Source organism: Saccharothrix violaceirubra, assembly GCF_014203755.1.
Classification (GTDB): Bacteria; Actinomycetota; Actinomycetes; order Mycobacteriales; family Pseudonocardiaceae; genus Actinosynnema; species Actinosynnema violaceirubrum.
The window spans coordinates 6850766-6868232 of record NZ_JACHJS010000001.1 but is presented as its reverse complement, the minus strand read 5'-3'; the positions used below and the strand labels follow the sequence as shown (position 1 = coordinate 6868232).

General features: G+C 70.9%; 17 protein-coding genes and 1 tRNA gene. 7 read left to right on the top strand and 11 right to left on the bottom strand.

Features of this window, described 5'->3' with window-relative positions; genetic code table 11:
- The first annotated feature begins 36 nt into the window (after positions 1 to 36).
- The 3 genes from F4559_RS31730 to F4559_RS31720 all read left to right on the top strand — a co-directional run bounded on the left by F4559_RS31730 (position 37) and on the right by F4559_RS31720 (position 3579).
- A complete protein-coding gene (locus F4559_RS31730) occupies positions 37 to 1245 on the top strand; it encodes a DNA cytosine methyltransferase (RefSeq protein ID WP_184674760.1) in 1209 nt (402 codons plus the stop codon).
- 391 nt (positions 1246 to 1636) lie between these two features.
- On the top strand, positions 1637 to 2866 hold the full coding sequence (locus F4559_RS31725) for a thioester domain-containing protein (RefSeq protein ID WP_184674759.1): 1230 nt from the start codon (positions 1637 to 1639) through the stop codon (positions 2864 to 2866).
- Between the two features lie 113 nt (positions 2867 to 2979).
- Positions 2980 to 3579: a putative glycolipid-binding domain-containing protein gene (locus tag F4559_RS31720; protein WP_184674758.1), complete on the top strand. Its 600-nt coding sequence runs from the start codon at positions 2980 to 2982 to the stop codon at positions 3577 to 3579.
- A gap of 43 nt (positions 3580 to 3622) precedes the next feature.
- Here the strand turns inward: F4559_RS31720 and F4559_RS31715 are convergent, their stop codons facing one another.
- From F4559_RS31715 to F4559_RS31695, 5 genes are read right to left on the bottom strand one after another with little or no spacing between them, the layout of a single operon-like run.
- Positions 3623 to 4804 (bottom strand): thiolase family protein, encoded by a 1182-nt coding sequence (locus F4559_RS31715; protein ID WP_184674757.1) that lies wholly within the window; start codon positions 4802 to 4804, stop codon positions 3623 to 3625.
- Between the two features lie 13 nt (positions 4805 to 4817).
- Positions 4818 to 6626, bottom strand: a complete 1809-nt coding sequence (locus tag F4559_RS31710; protein WP_184674756.1) for a hypothetical protein — start codon at positions 6624 to 6626, stop codon at positions 4818 to 4820.
- Between the two features lie 56 nt (positions 6627 to 6682).
- The gene (locus F4559_RS31705; protein WP_184674755.1) at positions 6683 to 7924 is read right to left on the bottom strand and encodes a fibronectin type III domain-containing protein; all 1242 of its coding nucleotides are present in this window, start codon (positions 7922 to 7924) and stop codon (positions 6683 to 6685) included.
- A gap of 11 nt (positions 7925 to 7935) precedes the next feature.
- The gene (locus F4559_RS31700; RefSeq protein ID WP_184674754.1) at positions 7936 to 8892 is read right to left on the bottom strand and encodes a prephenate dehydrogenase; all 957 of its coding nucleotides are present in this window, start codon (positions 8890 to 8892) and stop codon (positions 7936 to 7938) included.
- Positions 8893 to 8914: 22 nt separating this feature from the next.
- Entirely contained in the window at positions 8915 to 10150 is a 1236-nt protein-coding gene (locus tag F4559_RS31695; RefSeq protein ID WP_184674753.1) for a M20 metallopeptidase family protein, read from the bottom strand.
- 90 nt (positions 10151 to 10240) lie between these two features.
- Between F4559_RS31695 and F4559_RS31690 the strand changes: the two genes are divergently transcribed.
- From F4559_RS31690 to F4559_RS31675, 4 genes are all read left to right on the top strand, one after another.
- The gene (locus tag F4559_RS31690) at positions 10241 to 10729 is read left to right on the top strand and encodes a tRNA adenosine deaminase-associated protein (protein WP_184674752.1); all 489 of its coding nucleotides are present in this window, start codon (positions 10241 to 10243) and stop codon (positions 10727 to 10729) included.
- 11 nt (positions 10730 to 10740) lie between these two features.
- A complete protein-coding gene (locus tag F4559_RS31685; protein ID WP_184676442.1) occupies positions 10741 to 11172 on the top strand; it encodes a nucleoside deaminase in 432 nt (143 codons plus the stop codon).
- Positions 11173 to 11210: 38 nt separating this feature from the next.
- Positions 11211 to 11750, top strand: a complete 540-nt coding sequence (locus tag F4559_RS31680) for an RNA polymerase sigma factor (protein ID WP_184674751.1) — start codon at positions 11211 to 11213, stop codon at positions 11748 to 11750.
- 45 nt (positions 11751 to 11795) lie between these two features.
- Positions 11796 to 11880, top strand: a tRNA-Ser gene (locus F4559_RS31675).
- Between the two features lie 65 nt (positions 11881 to 11945).
- Here F4559_RS31675 and F4559_RS31670 read toward each other — a convergent pair.
- The 6 genes from F4559_RS31670 to F4559_RS31645 form a co-directional block, all read right to left on the bottom strand.
- Positions 11946 to 13226 carry a tyrosine-type recombinase/integrase gene (locus tag F4559_RS31670; protein WP_184674750.1) on the bottom strand — a complete coding sequence of 427 codons (1281 nt, stop codon included), beginning with the start codon at positions 13224 to 13226 and terminating at the stop codon, positions 11946 to 11948.
- An 8-nt stretch (positions 13227 to 13234) separates the two neighbouring features.
- The gene (locus F4559_RS31665) at positions 13235 to 13453 is read right to left on the bottom strand and encodes an excisionase family DNA-binding protein (RefSeq protein WP_184674749.1); all 219 of its coding nucleotides are present in this window, start codon (positions 13451 to 13453) and stop codon (positions 13235 to 13237) included.
- Positions 13453 to 14568: a DUF3631 domain-containing protein gene (locus tag F4559_RS31660; RefSeq protein WP_184674748.1), complete on the bottom strand. Its 1116-nt coding sequence runs from the start codon at positions 14566 to 14568 to the stop codon at positions 13453 to 13455. Before F4559_RS31660 ends, F4559_RS31665 begins: the two co-directional genes overlap by 1 nt.
- Positions 14565 to 15404 (bottom strand): DNA cytosine methyltransferase, encoded by an 840-nt coding sequence (locus F4559_RS31655; protein ID WP_184674747.1) that lies wholly within the window; start codon positions 15402 to 15404, stop codon positions 14565 to 14567. Before F4559_RS31655 ends, F4559_RS31660 begins: the two co-directional genes overlap by 4 nt.
- A complete protein-coding gene (locus tag F4559_RS31650) occupies positions 15401 to 16402 on the bottom strand; it encodes a bifunctional DNA primase/polymerase (RefSeq protein ID WP_184674746.1) in 1002 nt (333 codons plus the stop codon). Before F4559_RS31650 ends, F4559_RS31655 begins: the two co-directional genes overlap by 4 nt.
- A gap of 88 nt (positions 16403 to 16490) precedes the next feature.
- Complete coding sequence (locus tag F4559_RS31645) at positions 16491 to 17063, bottom strand: hypothetical protein (RefSeq protein ID WP_184674745.1); 573 nt, start codon at positions 17061 to 17063, stop codon at positions 16491 to 16493.
- Positions 17064 to 17467: the final 404 nt, after the last annotated feature.

Here is a 17467-nt window from a genome sequence, read left to right as displayed (position 1 = left end):
GGCGGGCAAGCTAACGGATGGCCGTACGATTCCGCCGTGCGCGCTCCCACTCTCAAGGTCGTCGACCTGTTCTCCGGTGCGGGTGGGATGAGCCTGGGCTTCCAGGCGCACCGCGACTTCACCGTGGTCGGCGCGGCGGACGCGCAGATCGGCAAGCCCTCGTCGCGGCTGGGTTCGTTGCGCTGCAACGGGACCTACCGCGACAACATCGGCGTCGATCCGCTCCAGGTGGACCTCGGCCGCCTCGATCCGGCCGTGCTGCGCCAGGTGTGGAACCTGGAGCGCGGCGAACTGGACGTGCTCGTGGCGTGCCCGCCGTGTTCGGGTTTCACGCGGATCAGCCCGGCGAACCACCTGCGCGACGACCCGCGCAACTCGCTCGTCGGCCGGGTGGCGGCGTACGCGGCCGAGTTCCGGCCCCGCGTCGTGCTGCTGGAGAACGCGCGCGAACTGGTCGGCGGGAAGCAGCGGCACCACCTGGAGAACCTCGCGGAGCGGCTGATCGAGATCGGTTACGAGGTCGACGCGCGCAAGCACATGCTGTCCCGGTTCGGGCTGCCGCAACTGCGCGAGCGGGCGATGGTCGTGGCCGTGGACGCGGGCGTGCCGTTGCGCACCCTGGACGACCTGTGGCGGAACTGGGAGGTCCGGGAGCAGGCGTTGACCGTGCGGCGTGCGATCGGCCGGCTGCCGGAGGTCGAGGCGGGCCTGGCGCACCCGGACGACCCGATGCACGTGTCGCCGTCGTTCCGGCGGGACCGGTCGTTGGACCGGATGAAGGCGATCCCGGTGGACGGCGGGTCGTGGGCGGACCTGGTGAACGGCAACGAGGGTCTGCTCAACCCGGCGCAGCGCAAGATCATCGAGGCGGGCAAGTGGGGTTCGCACCCCGACGTGTACGGCCGGATGTGGTGGGACGAGCCCGCGCGGACGATCAAGCGCGAGTGCGGTCACGTCGGCAACGGCCGCTACGCGCACCCGGACCAGCACCGGCTGTGCACGGTCCGGGAGATGGCGCTGTTGCAGGGTTTTCCGCAACGCTTCCGGTTCGACGTGTCGGTGATCGGCAACGCGTACCGGCACCTCGGGGACGCCGTGCCGCCGTTGATCTCGTTCCAGCTCGCCACGCTGGTGTCGTGGATGTTGACCGGCCGTCACCCGTCGGTGAAGGACCTTTGCCTGCCCGGGACGTCGCTTCGACCGGGTGACATTCGACCGGTGGTCCCGGCCGACCTCGTCGCCTGAGTCACCGTTTGGCAACGGAGTCGCGTCGAATCGTGACTCCCATTATTACGTGTATTTGCAATGAAAAGCTTCTGACCTGCAAAAATGCGGTCGTCAACCGGTGTGGCAAGCTTGTTCGGCACGGGCCGAAGCTGCGGACCACCGCCGTCGTCGAAGCCGGGAAAACCCGGTTCGATCATCCACTGTGGAGTGAATACCAGCGTTTTCGCTGCTCCTGACCGCTCTACCACAGGTAGAGCCCTCATCCGTTCAGGGGTAACTCAATCGGATAGTCTTCCGCCGATTCCTGTCGATTCGGTGTCGGCGCCCTCGCTGGCAGACGACCGATTTCGACTGGTCCGGAGTCTTGAAATCACCCCATCGGGCTACCGAGCCGGCCTTGAGGAGACACATGGCACACCGGTTGACCTTGAAGCGCGTGGGGGCCGCCGTCCTCGGTGCCTCCCTCGTCCTGATGTCCGGCGCGCTGCCCGCCCTGGCCGACCCGGTGAAGATCGTTCCCCACCCGCCGGCCAACGAGCAGGGCATGGGCGTCCACCTGGTGGGCAAGAAGGACGCGGTCAACACCGAGCTGATCGGTGTGAAGGTGACCAGCGACGGCAAGAGCCAGACGCTCAAGACCTACTGCGTCGAGCTGCCCACCCCGCTCGAGGACACCACGCCGCTGCACGAGGTGCCGTGGGACCAGCACCCGAACCCGGACACCAAGTTCAAGCAGAACGCGGCCAAGGTCAACTGGGTGCTGACGCACGGCTACCCGCGACTGACCGTCGACGAAGCCCGCACCAAGTTCGGCCTGCCCGACCTCAAGTCCAGCTCGCTGATCGCCGCCACCCAGGCCGCCGTGTGGCACTACAGCGACGGTGCCGAGCTGACCAAGCCGGACGCGACCGCCGAGCCCGCCGACGTCGACGCCCACGTGGTCAAGGTCTACGACTACCTGACCGGCGACGACAACACCGGTGAGGCCGAGCCGAAGCCCACGCTCGACATCAAGCCCGACGAGACGGTGCACGGCAAGGCGGGCGAGCGGATCGGTCCGTTCACCGTGACGACCACCGCCAAGCAGATCGTGCTCAAGGCCGACCTGCCCGCCGGCGTCAAGCTGGTCGACAAGGACGGCAAGGAACTGCCGTACGTCAAGGCCGGCGACGCCGCCGCCAAGGCCGCGCCCGCCGACGTCACCGTCACCGACGTCTACATCCAGGTCGAGGCCGGCACCAAGGCCGGCGAGGCGGAGTTCACCGTCGAGGCCACCGCGACCCTGAGCCAGGGCCGGTTGTTCGTCAGCGAGGACCGCAACAAGAAGACGCAGTCGTTGATCGTCGTGACCCCGGTCGACGTCGACGTCCGCGACACCGCCAAGGCCGACTGGACCGAGGTCGTCACCACGACCACCACGGCCCCGTCGACCACGCCGGCGCCGACCACCACCCAGGCCCCGTCCACCACGCCGGCGCCGACGACCACCACCACGCAGGCGCCGACCACCGGCGGCCAGGACGACGACCTGGCCTCCACCGGTGCGTCGATCTTCGTCCCGCTGCTGATCGGTCTCGGTCTGCTGGGTGCCGGTGCCGCCGCGCTGATCATCGTGCGCCGACGGAAGTCCGCCGCGTAGTAGTCGCAGCCAGTGACGAGCGGCCCCCTCGACCTCCCCGGTCGAGGGGGCCGCTCCGCGTCCGGGTCGGGTAGCCTGCCTGCGGAACGCACGACGTCGACCGAGGGTGGGCAGTGGACACGTCCAGCGATGCCGGTGCGCGCCCGCCGGGTGCGCGCATCCTGACCTGGCAGGGCTACGACGTACCCCGGCTCGAACAGGTCCGGTTCCTGCTGTCCGAGCGCAAGCTGCGCGCGTCCGGCCGGCTCGTCACGGCCGGCGACCGGCATTTCAGCGCGTCCTTCGAGGTCTCGGTCGGCGACACCGGCGCCGTGACCCGCCTGCTGCTGCGCACCGCGACCGCGACCGAGGAACGGCAGCTGTCCGTGTCCCGGTCCTCCGAGGGCCAGTGGCTGATCGACCACGGCGGCGGCGCGGAACGCGCGGACTTCGACGGTGCGCTCGACGTGGACGTGCGGTCGGCCGTGCTGTTCACCGCGATCCCGGTCCGCCGGCTCAACCTCCACCGCGAGGAGGGCGGGCACGAACTGCCGGTCGTGCGCGTGACGCTGCCCGACCTGTCGGTCGAACTCGTCCGCCAGCGCTACCGGACGGTGTCCGTCGGCGACGACCGGTCCGTGGTCGCGTTCACCGACGACGGCGTGGAACAGCTCGTGACCGTCGACGACGCGGGCCTCGTGCTCGACCGGCCCGGCGTCGCCCACCGCATCTGACTCCGGAGTCCGATCGCGACGCGGCGTCCACCCCGGACTCCGGTCAGGACCGGACCGCGACCGCGAGCGCCTGGCCCACCGCGATGGCCGCCACCGCGATGCCCAACCCGCCGCCCCGCGCGCGCAGGTGCCGGGCCAGGTCCGCGATCACCCGGGCCAGCGACGCGCTCAACGGGTGCCCGTAGGCGATCGCCCCGCCGTGCACGTTGACCTTCTCCCGGTCCGCCTCGGGCAGGTGGTGCAGCACGGACAGCGTCGTCGCCGCGAACGCCTCGTTGATCTCCCACAGGTCGACGTCGTCGCCGGACACCTTGAGCCGGGTCATGAGCTTGCGGATCGCGGTGACCGGCGCGAGCGGGAACCGGTGCGGCTCCACCGCCGTCACCGCGGACCCGAGCACCTCGGCCAACGGCTCCAGCCCCAGCTCCGCCGCCGCCGCCTCGGACCCCACGAGCAGCGCGGTCGCGCCGTCGCCCAACGGCGACGAGTTGCCCGCCGTCACCGGACCCTTCTCCGAGTACGCCGACTCCAGGCGGGCCAACCGCTCCAGCGTCGTGCCCGGCCGCACGCACTCGTCCCGACGCACGGCCGTCCCGTCGCCGAGGTGGACGGTGAACGCGAACCCCTCGTGCACGCCCGCGTCCCACGCCGCCGACGCCCGGCGGTGCGAGCGCAACGCGAACAGGTCCATGTCCTCGCGCGTCAACCCGAGGTCCACGGCGAACTCCTCGGCCGCGCGTCCCATCGAGACCGTCCACTCAGGACGCATCCGCCGGTTCACCAGCCGCCAGCCCACCGTCGTGGACACGGGTTCGAGCCGGTCGGCGAACGGGCGGTCGGGTCGCGGCACGACGAACGGCGCCCGCGTCATGCCCTCCACGCCACCCGCCACGACCAGGCTGGCGTCGCCCAGCGCCACCGCGCGGGCGGCCTGCACGATCGCCTCGCCGCCGGAGCCGCACAGCCGGTTCACCGCGGCACCCGGCACGGTCGGCGGCAGCCCGGCCAGCAGCGCCGCCATCCGGCCGACGTCCCGGTTCTCCTCGCCGGCGCCGTTGGCGTTGCCGAGCAGCACGTCGTCGACCCGCGCCGGGTCGAGCGGGTGCCGGCGCAGCAGTTCGGTGATCGGCAGCGCGGCCAGGTCGTCGACGCGCACCCCGGCCAGACCGCCGCGGTAGCGGCCGAACGGGGTGCGGGCGGCGTCCAGGATCAATGGGCGCTCCATGGGCGGCATTGTCTCACCGTCCCACGAAGAACGGCACGAACGCCGAGGTGGGGACGGTGTCCGAAGACGTGCCGAACAGTTTCACCTCGATCATGTGCGGCCCCTCGGCCAGCCCCTGCGTGTCCACGGCGAGCCGGTACCGCCCGGCCACGGCCGGTCCGCCCAGTGCGGTCGGCACCGAGGCGACGCGGTCGCCGTCGAGCCGGACCGTGAACCCGGCCAGGCCCGCGATCCCCGCGCCGCGCTGACTGGCGACCCCGTCGAGGACCAGGTCGAACACCAGTCGGCCGCGGTGCACGGGCGTGTTCTCGGGCAGCGGGTTGCCGCTCGCGTCGAGCACGGTCCCGGTGGCGCGGGCGAGCGTCTTATCGCCGCCCAATGGGGTGACGTCCCCGCGGTCGGGCGGGGTGCCGGGGGTGCCGGTCGGTTCGAGGTCGACGTTGGTGGCCTGGAGGCGTTGCGCGCTCAGGACCGTGACGTGGAGGGCGGCGCCGTCCCAGCGCAACGCCTCGGCGGGCACGTCCGCGATCACCGCGTACGCGGTGTCCGCCGCCCACGGCGTGTCGGCCACGGCCGGTCGAAGCGGCACCCTCACCCCGCCGATCACGGCCTCGAACGGCGGCGGTGTCGGCGCGGGATCGCTGTGCAGGATCGACAGGCGCAGTTGTCCGCCGGTCAGACCGGGAATGGGCTTGAGGTCGCCGGGCGGCGGTGCTTCCGCCGCGACCTTCACCCGAATCGGTGGCGGTGGCACGAGTTCCGGTGCCTGCGCGGTCACGCCGTCGAAGCCGATCAGGCTCACGTTCACCCGTTGGCCGGTCGGCCCGGCGACGGATAGCAGGGCGGTGGCCTCGCGCCACGCGGGCACGGCCGGGCTCGTCGCGACCGGCGTGCCGTCCAGCAGCACGGTCGTGCCGTCGCGTCGCAGCACCAGTTCCCAGCGGTGGGTGAGGCCCGGTTCGAGCGTGGGCACCGGCCGGACCCGCGTGGTCGGCGTGCCGGCCGGAGTCAGCACGGACACCGACGACGTGCCTCCGCCGGATGCGACGCGCAGGCGCAACGCGTTCGGCGGCAGCGACTCGCCAACGAGCACGCTGAACGGTCCGGGCACCAGATCGACGAACAGCTCGCCGTCCGGGCCCGGCCCGTCGGTCTCGACCACGAACCGGCCGAGGTCGTCGGCGTCGCGCAGGACGAACGGCGTGCGCGAGCGCAATGCGGCCGGCGCGGCGGCGCACGACCCGCTGATCACCAGCCGGGCGCCGTCGTCACCCCGGCCGGGTGTGGCCCGCGCGCAGTTGGGCCGCGAGGTGAATCGCCACCGGCGCGGGTCGGGCGCGTCCGGCTGGTCGAAGCGGTCGACGAACACCAGCGAACCCACGTCCTGGGTGTGCGGTGTCGCCTTGTCCTGCATGGGTTCCGAGCGCTGGCCGAACGCGTCGACCTCGCGCACCCGTACGGTGTACTCGACGCCGTCGTCCAGCCCGTCGATCTGGGCCGTGGTGCGCGCGACCAGGGCGGTGTGGTCGAGCCGACCGTCCCGACCCCAGCTCACCTCGTAGCCGGGCGCCGTGCCGGTCCAGCTCGCCTGGATGCGGCGCGGCCCGGGGCGCAGCGTCAACACGTCGAGCGTGTGCGGCGCCTCGCCGGGCCGGGGCACGAGCACGCCCTCGGCGGCGAAGGGGGCGAGCGACGTCGGCGGTGGTACGGACGTGGAGGTCGGCGTGGCGGGCGTGTCGACGCCCGCTGTCCGCAGCACCGCGACGACACCGCCGAACAGCACGACACCCGCGACGAGCACGGCGATCCGGCGTCGAGTCATGGCGCCAAGCTAGGTCGCCGCGTGACCGGGGTCACCAGTCGTTGCGCAGCCGATACCTATCGGGTGAACGTGAAGTCGGTCGTCGTCGGCTGTCCGCCGTCGGCGGGCAGGACCCGCGCGGTGAGCCGGTGTTCCCCCGGCGCGACGGCGAACGTCCATTCGTACCTGCCGCCCGCCGCGCGTTCGGCGTACAGATCGGCGATCTTGGTCCCGTCGAGGTCGAGTTCGACGCCGCGCACGGCCTCGACCCGGCCGCGTCCGCCGACCTCGACGACCACCCGGACGCGATCGCCCGCCGGGACCGCGTTGACCTTGGGCACGGGCAGCAGCGCCGTGATCGGTGGCAGTTCGACCCACACCGGCCGGGAGTCCGCCGCGACCGGGGTGCCGGGGATGTCCGCCGTGAACAGCGTCGTGCCCGCCGCGCCGCGGGCCGCGATCCGCATCCGGCCCGACCGCCACGGGAGCGCGAACGCACCGCCGGCGACCTCGACGCCGTCGCGGGACACGATCACCGAGCCGGCGCGGACGTCCAGGTCCCAGCGGTGCCGGACACCCCTGGTCGCCGGGGTGAAGGCGCCGCCCGCCGGCATGGTCCCGGTGCCGGTGGGCAGGTCGCTTTCCACGCCCGCGCCGGTGGGCGTCAGCCTGACGTACACCGAGTCCGGGAGCCGTTCGGCCGGCAGGAGGTCCTGGTGGTCGTCGGGCGTCAGGGCGACGACCAACTCGCCCTCGGTCGGGCCGTCGGTGGTGATCGAGAACCGGGAGCCCGGTCCGATCGGGACCGTCGAGACGAGGTCGACGGCGGGGCAGGCGATCTCGACCAGGCCGTCGCGCACGCCCAGGCACCCCTCGCCCTTGTCGATCACCCGCCACCGGGGCGTGCCGAGGGACTCGCGGCTGAACGAGTCCGTCACCGGGACGTAGCGCGGCGTCGTGGTGGCGGTGGCCGGCGCGGACCGGCGGCCGTGCGCGTCCAGCGCCCGCACCTCGACCGTGACCGGGCGGTCCGGCGTGAGGTCGGTGAGGTCGTACTCGGTGCCGTGCACCAGCACGGTGCGGTCGCCCCAGCGGACCTCGAACCCGCTGTCGGTCACCCCGCCGGTCGCGGTCCACGCGGCACGCGCGGTCGTGGCGTCGTGCGCGGTGAGCGAGAGCAGCGTGGGTTCGCTCAGCGACCTGGCGTCGGGGAGGTACTCGACCTCCGGCGGCGGCGCGGGCGCCGGTTCCCGCAGCACGACGACGGCGCCCACCAGCACCGCCACGACCGATGCGATCGCCAGGGCACGACGTCTCATGCCCCGGGACTCTACGAGGTGCGCGCTCGCAACGTTGCACCTTCGAGTGAGGTGACCCGGCCGCCCTCGCGGCCCAGTGCCCGCAGGCGCTCAAGGGCGTCCGGCGCGGTCAGGTCCAGGTCGAACGGCGTGCCGGTCGACGACCGGATCGCGTCCAGGGACCCGCGTGCCGCGTGCCCGGCGTCGATCGTCTTCGCCAGACCACCCGTGGACGCCAGCGATCCCCGTGCCGCGCCCAGGCGGCCGAGGGCGTCGTCGACCGCGTCGAGCAACGCCGTGCGATTCCCCTCGCACATCGCCCGGACCAGCTCGGGCCGGGTGCCGGCGACCCGCGTGCCGTCGCCGAACGACCCGGCCGCCAACGACAACGCCAGCGCGCCGCCGTCCGCGCCGACGCTCGCCAGCACGGCCGCCAGCAGGTGCGGCAGGTGGGAGATGCGGGCCACGGCGGCATCGTGCTCCGCCGACGTGGTCGGCACGACGTGCGCGCCCGTGTCCAGCGCCAACGCGATCACGTCGAGCAGCAGGTCGGGCGAGGCGTCGTCGTCGAGCGCGACGACCCACGCGGCGTCGCGGAACAGGTCGGCCCGGCCCGCCGCCCACCCGGACGCGGACGTGCCGGCCATCGGGTGCCCGCCGACGTAGCGGACGCCCGGCGCGACCCGGCGTACCAGGTCGGCGACCGGACCCTTGACGCTGACCACGTCGGTCACCCGCGTGCCGGCCGGGACCGCGCGCAGGACCTCCTCGACGGCGGGCAGCGGAACGGCGACCACGACCAGGGCATCTGACCTCGCGGCCCGGTCGAGCGCCGCGGCCAGGTCCGACACCTCGACCCCGTCGCCCCGGGCCGCCTCGGCGTCGGCGGGCGAGGCCGTGGCACCCCACACCTCCCGCCCGGCCGCGCGGGCGGCCCGAGCGACGGAACCACCGATCAACCCCAACCCGACCACGCAGACGTCACGCACCCGGCCATCCTGCCGGCTCGGGTCAGCGCAGGGCGTCGAGCGCGAACGCGGCGTACACGGCGACGCCGTGCTCCATCGCGGACTCGTCGAACAACACCTTGCTGGAGTGGTTGGCCTCGGCCTTCTCGATGTCCACGCCCGGCGGGCACGCGCCCAGGAACGCCAACGCGCCCGGCACCCGCTGGAGCACGTACGACCAGTCCTCGGCACCCATCAGCGGGTCGGCCATGGGCACCGCCCAGCGGGCGCCGAGCGCGGTCGCGGTCACGTCGAGCACGTGCGTGCCGACCGTGTCGTCGTTGATCGTCACGGGGTAGCCGGGCTTGATCCGCACCTCGGCCCTGCACCCGTGCGCGGCGGCGATGTGCGTGGCGATCGTCTCCAGCTCGGCGAGCACGAACTTCCGCGTGTCCTCGGACAGCGTCCGCACGGTGCCGTCCAGGTACGCCTTCTCCGGGATGATGTTGGTCGTGGTGCCCGCCGCCAGCCGCGTCACGGACACGATCGCCGGGTGGTGCGCGTTGACCCGCCGTGCCACCAGGGTCTGGAACGCGCCGATCAACGCCGCCGCCGCGGGCACCGGGTCCAGCGCGTTGTGCGGCATGCCGCCGTGCCCGCCCTGACCGGTGACCGTCACGAAGAACTCGTCCGCCGACGCCATCATCGGGCCGGGCCGCGACGTGACCACGCCCGACTGGAGCTTCGACGAGATGTGCAGCGCCAACGCCCGCTCGACCGGCGTGCCCGCCGCGTCCAGCACGCCCTCGTCGAGCATGAACTTGGCGCCGTGGTGGCCTTCCTCGCCGGGCTGGAACATGAACACGACCTGGCCCGCGAGTTCGTCCCGCCGGTCGCTCAGCAGCCGCGCGGCCGACGCGAGCATGGCCACGTGCGTGTCGTGGCCGCACGCGTGCATCGTGCCGTCGACCTCGGAGGCGAAGTCCAGGCCGGTCTCCTCCTGCAACGGCAACGCGTCCATGTCGCCGCGCAGCAGCACGGTCGGACCGGGCTTGGCACCGCGCAGCACGGCGGTGAGCGAGGTCGTGGACGTGCCCTCGGTGATCTCCAACGGGAGCCCGTTCAACGCGTGCCGGATCGCGGCCTGCGTCGTCGGGAGGGTCAGACCCTGCTCCGGGTGGCGGTGCACCTGACGACGCAGGGCGACCGTCCGGGGCTGGAGTGCGCGCGCAGCTTCCGCCAGCCCCGTGAACCTCGGCTCGGGAGTGGTCGTGCGGGTGTTCGGCAGAGTTGTGCTCATCCCTCGATAGTGGCATCGGAACGTGTCGACCGCCTCGCCCCGAGCCCCCCGTGCTACCGGGTGGCCTCGGATGGCCCTACGGTGTGCACCATGGCAGACCAGGAGCCGGTCAACGGCTTCGCTGTCGCGGTGGTCCGGGAGGACGGCCGCTGGCGGTGCACCAGGATGGAAGGTTCGGCCCTCGCGGAACTGGACGCGGCGATCACCGAGCTGCGCCGGCTGCGCTCGACGGGCGCGGTCTTCGGACTGCTGGCCGTCGACGACGAGTTCTTCGTGATCCTGCGCCCGGTGCCCGGCGGGGTCTCCCTGCTGCTGTCCGACGCGGCGGCGGCACTGGACTACGACATCGCGGCCGATGTCCTGGACCTGCTGCGCGTCGACCCGCCGGACGAGGACGACGAGGAGCTGTGGCCCGAGGGCGACCTCGCGGTGCTGGCGGACGTCGGCATGCCCAAGCACGAACTCCAGGTGATCGTGGACGAGGTCGACCTGTACCCGGACGAGCAGTTGCAGATGATCGCCCAGCGGTGCGGGTTCGGCGAGGAGTTCACGGCGTTGTTGGACACCATCCAGGCGTGAAGCCGGAGGAGATGGTCGAGGCCGCGCTGGCGATCGCCGAGCGCGCCGGCGAGACCGGGGACGTGCCCATCGGCGCGGTCGTCTACGACCCCGACGGGGTGGAGTTGGCGCGTGCCTGCAACGCCCGTGAGGCGTTGGGCGATCCCACCGCGCACGCCGAGGTGTTGGCGTTGCGCGAGGCCGCGTCGAGGTTCGGCGACGGCTGGCGCCTGGAAGGCTGCACGCTGGTCGTGACCGTGGAGCCGTGCACGATGTGCGCGGGGGCGTTGGTGCTCGCCAGGGTCGCGCGCGTGGTGTTCGGCGCGTGGGAGCCCAGGACCGGTGCGGTCGGTTCGCTGTGGGACGTGGTGCGCGATCGGCGCTTGAACCACCGTCCCGAGGTGCTCGGCGGCGTGCTGGCGGACAGGTGCGCGGAACTGATGGAGCGGTTCTTCGCGCGCTGAGGTCGCCGTGACGCGGGGGGCCTGCCACGATCCGACGGGTGGACAGCCCAGACGCGGCGCTGGCGGACCGGGTGGCCCGGGGCGACGCGCTCGCGTTCGAACAACTCGTACTGCGCTACTCGGGCCGCGTGTTCGGCGTGGCCCTGCGGATGCTCGGCGACAGGTGCGACGCGGAGGACGTGACCCAGGAAGTATTCGCCACGGCATGGAATCGTCTCGGCGAACTCGAAGAGCCCGCGGCCGTCCGCACCTGGCTCTTCCGGGTGGCGGAACGGCGGTGCCTGGGCATCCTGCGCGCCCGCCGTTGCGCCGCGGTGGGCGAACTGCCCGACTCGTCCACCCCGTTGTGCACACCGGCCTACCGGGATCCCGCCCGCGTGACGGAGACGTTCGCGGCACTGACCCACGCGTTGTCGGCGTTGACGGAGTTCCAGCGCGTGACCTGGCTGCTGGCCGAGGTGCACGGCTTGACGTACGCCCAGATCGCGATCGCGGTCGGCGCCACGGAGGAGTCGGTGCGCGGACGCCTGTGCCGGGCCCGCTCCCGCCTCTCCGACGCGATGCGCAACTGGCGCTGACCACCTGATTTCGTGACCACGATCGAAGCCTGTATTGTTCTCGGCGGTGGCGTGTCCGAGCGGCCGAAGGAGCACGCCTCGAAAGCGTGTGAGGTGAAAGCCTCCGTGGGTTCAAATCCCACCGCCACCGCAGGTCAGAGCCCCGATCGCCACATCCGGTGATCGGGGCTCTGACATTTAGTCTCAGTTTCAGTCTCAGTTGTGGCCGCTAGGCCGGATCGGCTCCCCTGCCGCGCCGTCCTCGTCGTCGCTCTCGTCGGTCGTCTCGGAAGGCTCCCAGAGCAGCCCACCGACCCTCTGAGCGACGTCCCGCCGGATCGAGGCGGTGATGTGCTGGTACTTGGCGGCCATCGCCGTGTTCGACCAGCCCATGATCCCCATCACGGTTCGTTCGGCCACACCGAGCAGCAGCAGCACCGTTGCCGCCGTGTGGCGGGCGTCGTGCAACCGACCGTCCGGCACCTTGGCAGCCTTCAACAGGTTCTTCCACTCGGTGTAGTCCGTGCGCGGATTCAGTGGACCACCGGTCGCCGTGGTGAACACGTAACCGGTTTCCGTCCAGATCTGTGCTGCCTGCCGCCGCTCCTTGTCCTGAGTGGCCTTGTGCTTCTTGAGCAGCGACACCAACTCGTCGGGAAGGCCGATGCCTCGGGTACCTGCCTTGGACTTCGTACCGGCCGTCTCCTGCCGCAACGCGACTCGCTGCGGGCAGTGGCCACCGAGCTTGTGCCCGCATGGCTGGTCGTCGCATCCGTGCTTCCACCGAGGACGCAGGCGGCTACGGCGCACGGTCAGCGTGCCAAGCGTGAGATCCACGTCAGCCCACTTCAGGCCCAACGCCTCACCCTGCCGCAGGCCGAGCGCGAGAGCGATCGCTACCCGCGCGCTGTTCCGGCGCTTCTGCGCGGTCTCCATGAGCCTTTTGACCTCATCCACTGAGTACGGCTCGACCTCGAAATCCTCGATCTTCGGTGCGCGAGCAATCAGGGCCGGATTCTCGGTGATGTACTTGCGCCGTACTGCGATGTTCAACGCGGCTCGAATCGTGCGGTGAACCTGGTGCGCACGCGATGACTTCGCGCCTTCCCGGATCATTTTGCGGTATAGCTTCTCCAGGTGTTCCGGTTCGAGCTTGTCGAGTCGGTGCTTTCCGACGCCGGGAACGAGGTGCACACGTGCCGCAACCTCGTACGCGCTGAACGCGTTCTCCGTGATCGCGGGTGGAGCAACGATGTTCTCCAGCCAGTGGTTCAGCCACTTCTCGACCGTCCATGCCTTACCGGTCTTGCGCACCTTGCCCGCGTCGCGCTCCTGTTCGAGCTTCGCAACCTTCCTCGCGACCTCGGGCCTTGTCTTTGCCTGGACGTGCCGCCTATCCGGGCTGCCGTCGTCCTTCGTGCCGACCGTCACGCGGCCGTGCCAGTAGCCGTCAGAACCCTCGTAGATGCTCGATTCACCATTCGACTTGCGCCCCATGTCGTCCCCTACGCGGCTTCTGGATTAGGCGTGCTGGTCATGAGCTTCGTGACGTAGTTCGTAAGCGCCTGCAAGGGAATACGGCGCAGACGACCGATGTGAACGGACTCCACTGCACCCGTCGTGACGAGTTCGTACATGAGCGTCCGGCCGATGTTGAGTCGCTTTGCCGCCTGCTCGACCGTCAACACGATGTGCTCGACAGGAGTTCCGATGTTCTCGCTCATCACAGTTCACCTTCCGAGTTCTCGTCTGTCTTCGGCTCCGGCAGGTAGCGCGCCCATGCGTCGCCAAGCCCGTGAGCGCCGTCGATGACGTAGCCCTTGAACGTTTTCGCGCCGTTCTTGAACGCGGTGACCTTCACGCCGTAGGCGCTGAGTTCCATCGCCAGTTGGCGGGCGTTGATGGGCCTGCCGTAGAAGTCGCCCCACGGTGCTTCTTCCATGCTGTGCAGGACGGCGAGGATTTCTACGGTGCTCATGCGGGTCACACCACGATCGGCGAATACGGTGCGCAGATCGGAGAGCAGCCGGATTCGGTCGGAGGTCGGGTTGGTCTGTGCCGCCTTCACGAAGTGCAGGCACGCGGCACGCGCGGTCTCCGGCCAATGCCCTCCCGCCATGTCCGCGATTGCGAGCAGCGGTTCCCAGATCTCGGCGGCACGGTCGGTGACACCCTCGGGCATGTCGGGGTAGGCCGCGCCGACGCGTTCGCCCACCACTTCCATCCACGTGGCCAGAGCCTCACGGACCGGTGCTGACTGTTCCTCGACCTTCCGTTCGCGGAACGCCTCGACTCGTTCGTCGGGACGGCGGCGACGCATGTGGATGGTGATGGCGCGAGTGGTGATGGTGTCGGGCATGTTCCCTGCGATGCCTGCCAACGCGGCGGGGGCGTAGACTGGGAACCGCTCGATCACCATGTTCCCCGCGTCGCCCTTGCAGCGCGCCACGGTCGCGGAGCGTTTGTAGCCCGCGTTCACCAGGGCGCGCAGGTCCTCATTTCCGCCACCCTTGTTGTCGAAAATGGCGTCGACCTCGTCAAACAGAATGGTGAGTGGCCCGGCACCGACCATGCGGAACAGCGCGGCGGGCGTAGCCGAGAACGTCATCTCCGGCGTGCGGACCAGGTGACGGGCGACTTCCAGAACGCGGGTCTTGCCCGAGCCGGGTTCCGCGCTGGACAGCACGACGCGCGGGGTGATGTAGAAGTGCTCGGCTCCCCAGGTGTGGGCGTACCAGAGCGCGAGCATGGGCGCGCAGTGCTCGTCCGGAAAGGCGTTGAACCGTGCCACGAACGTCCGGACCTGGTCGAGCACTTCGGCGCCGTTGTGGGTGCTCATGCGGCGTGTCCTTTCGTGCGTGCGCGGTAGGCGGCTTGTCGGCAGGCGGGGGAGCAGTGGCGGGGCCACCGGCCGGTAGCGGGGCGCGTAAGTGGTGCGCCACAGCGACAGTGATGTTTTCCACCGGTGGCATCCGTCAGCGGCGCTCGTGACGTTTCGGTCCTGGTCGCTTGCGTCACGGGTATTGCCAGGCGGCGGGCATGGCCGATGAGCTGGGTTCCGAGCCAGAACGTGTAGGCGGGTGGGATGGCCTGCGTGAGGTTGGGCCAGGGCATCCAGTCGATGCCCATGGCGGCGCGGGCGGTCTCGGTTGCGGTGCCGGGTGACGTTTCCCCGTCGACGGGGTTTCGTCCGCGTTGGCCGTAGGAGCCGTAGACGGGCACGGCGGGTGCGTCCCGGTCGTGATGACAGGGCGTGCCGTACAGAGGGACGTTGGACTCGAACAGGCGGTGTCGCCGTACGCCGAGTCTCAGGGTGTCGCCGCAGATGGTGACCGGCTCGATCAGCGGTGCACCGGGCACGTTCTCGATGACGTAGGCCCAGGCGTCACCGTGCTCGACAGCGTCGCGCAGCCGTTGCCGAATCGGGTCGACCAGGTCGGGGTGGTTGTGCCGTCTGCTCTCCGGGGTGGCTGCGGAATAGAGCTGGCAGGGTGGGGACGCGGCGATGACGTCGTAGCCGGACAGGTCGACGGTGAGCGCGTCGGCCCGGATGAACGGGAACGGGTAGTGGGGCTGGTCGACGATGTCGACGCCGGTCACGTCGAACCCGGCGGCGTGGTATCCGGCGGACGCGCCACCCGCGCAGCAGAACAGGTCCAGCAGGCGTGGCCTCATGCCGCGCCCCGGTGGTCGAACATGGCCGTGGTGGTGGGCCGGTCCTGTGGCGTCTGTCGGGGGCGGGAGGCTCCGGCGCGGAGCCCATTGCCGATGGTGCGCAGGACTTCGCGATCTGTGCAGCGGCATCCCGGTGTGCCGATGACGCTCATAGCGGCGTTGAACAACTCTGCCTCTGCTGTAGCCGGGGGGAGCAATCCCGCACCGACGAGTTGCCCAAGCGCGACAGAGGCGACGAACAACGTGCGCGTGTGCACCCCTGGTTGAGCCGCTGCGACCCGGTTCCGCTCACCCTCCACCGCTGCGGTCACGTAGGCCGGTAGCCGCTCCGAACGGCTTACGATCGGCGATGTGCGAACCGGTGGGAGTTTGGGAGTGAGGCGTCCGACCAACCAGTCCGGCAGGTCGACGACCGGGGCGTCCTCGATGACCCGGTAGTCGCCGTGCGGGGTGGTCGAGCCCGGTCCGACGACGTGGCCTCCCCACGCGCGGGTGTCGACCTTCCATCCGAGTCCGGCCCCGGTGTTGCCCTCGGTGTTGCGCAGTGCCACACCGGCCGGTGCGCGGAAGTAGAGGTGTGTTCCTCCACGTGCGGTGCGGACTGTGCGGGTCTCCCAGGGCACGGGGTGTCCCGCGTCTTCGCAGACGGCGGTGAACACGTCGTGGCCGTCCACGATGCCCCGCCGGTTCCAGCCATCCGGGGGAAGGTCGTCGGGCGACTTGCGGGTGTCCAGGTCGACCACGACCAGCCCGGACGGGCCGGTGGCGATGCCGATGTTGAACGGTCCGGCCGACCAGCAGCGTTCGATCACGGCCGGGTCGGTGGTGGCGCGTTGCTCGGGCTTGAGGTGCCCGGAGCGGCACGGCCCGGTCCGAGGGCAGCGGCGTTCGCCGTGCAGTGCCGTGGTCTTCTCGCCGGGCCGGAGCGGGAAGAGGTGGAAGCCCTGGGCTGCGGCGTCCAAGGCGTGGCGCATCAGGGTGGTGGTGGCGCGGTCCATGTCTATCTCCTGTGGACAGTGGAGTGCGGGTGTGGTGGACCGCGCCGGGGACGGTGGTGTGGTCACGTCCCCGGCGTGGCCTGGCCGGTCAGCCGTTGTTGTGGAAGTTGCCGAACACGAACCCGACTTGGGTCGTCACGTGGTCGTTGCCGTCGGCGATGTTGACGTTGACGTACTGCCCGGTCACGCGGGTGCGTCCGCCGCGTCGACGCTCCCGATCCCCGGACCTGCCAGGCCGTTCCCGGTCACGGTCGGAGGTGTGGTCCGAGACGTGGATGTCGTGCTGCGAACCGACGCGGGCGTTGCCTTCGACGGTGTTGGTGTTGTGCAGGAACGGGCGCCGGGTGCGGTGGCGGTCGGTCACGTCCTCGTCCTTCCTGTCCTGGTCTTGGTGCTGGTCGGTCACGTCCTCGTTCTGACCTGCGGGTGTGTCGGTGGGCACGGCGTCGTGGCCGGTCGTTCCAGGGGTCACGTCCCCGTCCTGGGTGGCCTGCTTGAGTTGGTCGAGGCGGTGTTGTGCGGCGGCGATGGCCGCCTGGTCGCCGCTGGCCTGCGCGTTGCGCAGCGCCTTGCGGGCACGGGAAAGGCGTTTGCGGTGGGTCTGAGTGGCCTTGCCGCTACGGCTGCTTCCCTTGCAACGGCGTCCTCCTGCGCGGCACATGTCACGTCCCCTTCAGGTCAGCGGTTGCGGCGGTTGCGTGTGATGGCGATCCAGACCCGGCGTCCGGCACGCAGGCGAAGGCCGGTTCCGCCGCAGCGCGGGCAGTACCGGTAGGCGCGGACGAGTCCGGAGCGGCGTTTTCCGCTGCCCGTGCAGGTCCGACAGCGGGTGAACGGGTGGGTGACGTAGAGGACCGCGTGCACCGCGACCAGCACAGACAGCCCTGCGGCGCCGATCGTGACTGCGGATGGCTGGTTACTGATGGTGAGTAGGACGAGGGCTGCGAACGCGACGCGCGAGGGGGTCACGATGTGGCCTTTCGGGCTGTCCGAGGGTGTGGAGCACCAACGCCGCTAGGAACTAGGGCGCTGATCAGGTGCGAGATGTGGTGCTAGCGGGGGCGC

What these genes read in the sequence shown, in the direction of transcription:
- F4559_RS31685 (WP_184676442.1), top strand. Translation starts at nt 10,741, where the DNA reads ATGGTCGAGGCCGCGCTGGCGATCGCCGAGCGCGCCGGCGAGACCGGG.
- F4559_RS31655 (WP_184674747.1), bottom strand. Translation starts at nt 15,404, where the DNA reads ATGAGGCCACGCCTGCTGGACCTGTTCTGCTGCGCGGGTGGCGCGTCC.
- F4559_RS31670 (WP_184674750.1), bottom strand. Translation starts at nt 13,226, where the DNA reads ATGGGGCGCAAGTCGAATGGTGAATCGAGCATCTACGAGGGTTCTGAC.
- F4559_RS31705 (WP_184674755.1), bottom strand. Translation starts at nt 7,924, where the DNA reads ATGAGACGTCGTGCCCTGGCGATCGCATCGGTCGTGGCGGTGCTGGTG.
- F4559_RS31715 (WP_184674757.1), bottom strand. Translation starts at nt 4,804, where the DNA reads ATGGAGCGCCCATTGATCCTGGACGCCGCCCGCACCCCGTTCGGCCGC.
- F4559_RS31645 (WP_184674745.1), bottom strand. Translation starts at nt 17,063, where the DNA reads ATGTGCCGCGCAGGAGGACGCCGTTGCAAGGGAAGCAGCCGTAGCGGC.
- F4559_RS31710 (WP_184674756.1), bottom strand. Translation starts at nt 6,626, where the DNA reads ATGACTCGACGCCGGATCGCCGTGCTCGTCGCGGGTGTCGTGCTGTTC.
- F4559_RS31690 (WP_184674752.1), top strand. Translation starts at nt 10,241, where the DNA reads ATGGCAGACCAGGAGCCGGTCAACGGCTTCGCTGTCGCGGTGGTCCGG.
- F4559_RS31650 (WP_184674746.1), bottom strand. Translation starts at nt 16,402, where the DNA reads ATGGACCGCGCCACCACCACCCTGATGCGCCACGCCTTGGACGCCGCA.
- F4559_RS31660 (WP_184674748.1), bottom strand. Translation starts at nt 14,568, where the DNA reads ATGAGCACCCACAACGGCGCCGAAGTGCTCGACCAGGTCCGGACGTTC.
- F4559_RS31665 (WP_184674749.1), bottom strand. Translation starts at nt 13,453, where the DNA reads ATGAGCGAGAACATCGGAACTCCTGTCGAGCACATCGTGTTGACGGTC.
- F4559_RS31695 (WP_184674753.1), bottom strand. Translation starts at nt 10,150, where the DNA reads ATGAGCACAACTCTGCCGAACACCCGCACGACCACTCCCGAGCCGAGG.
- F4559_RS31725 (WP_184674759.1), top strand. Translation starts at nt 1,637, where the DNA reads ATGGCACACCGGTTGACCTTGAAGCGCGTGGGGGCCGCCGTCCTCGGT.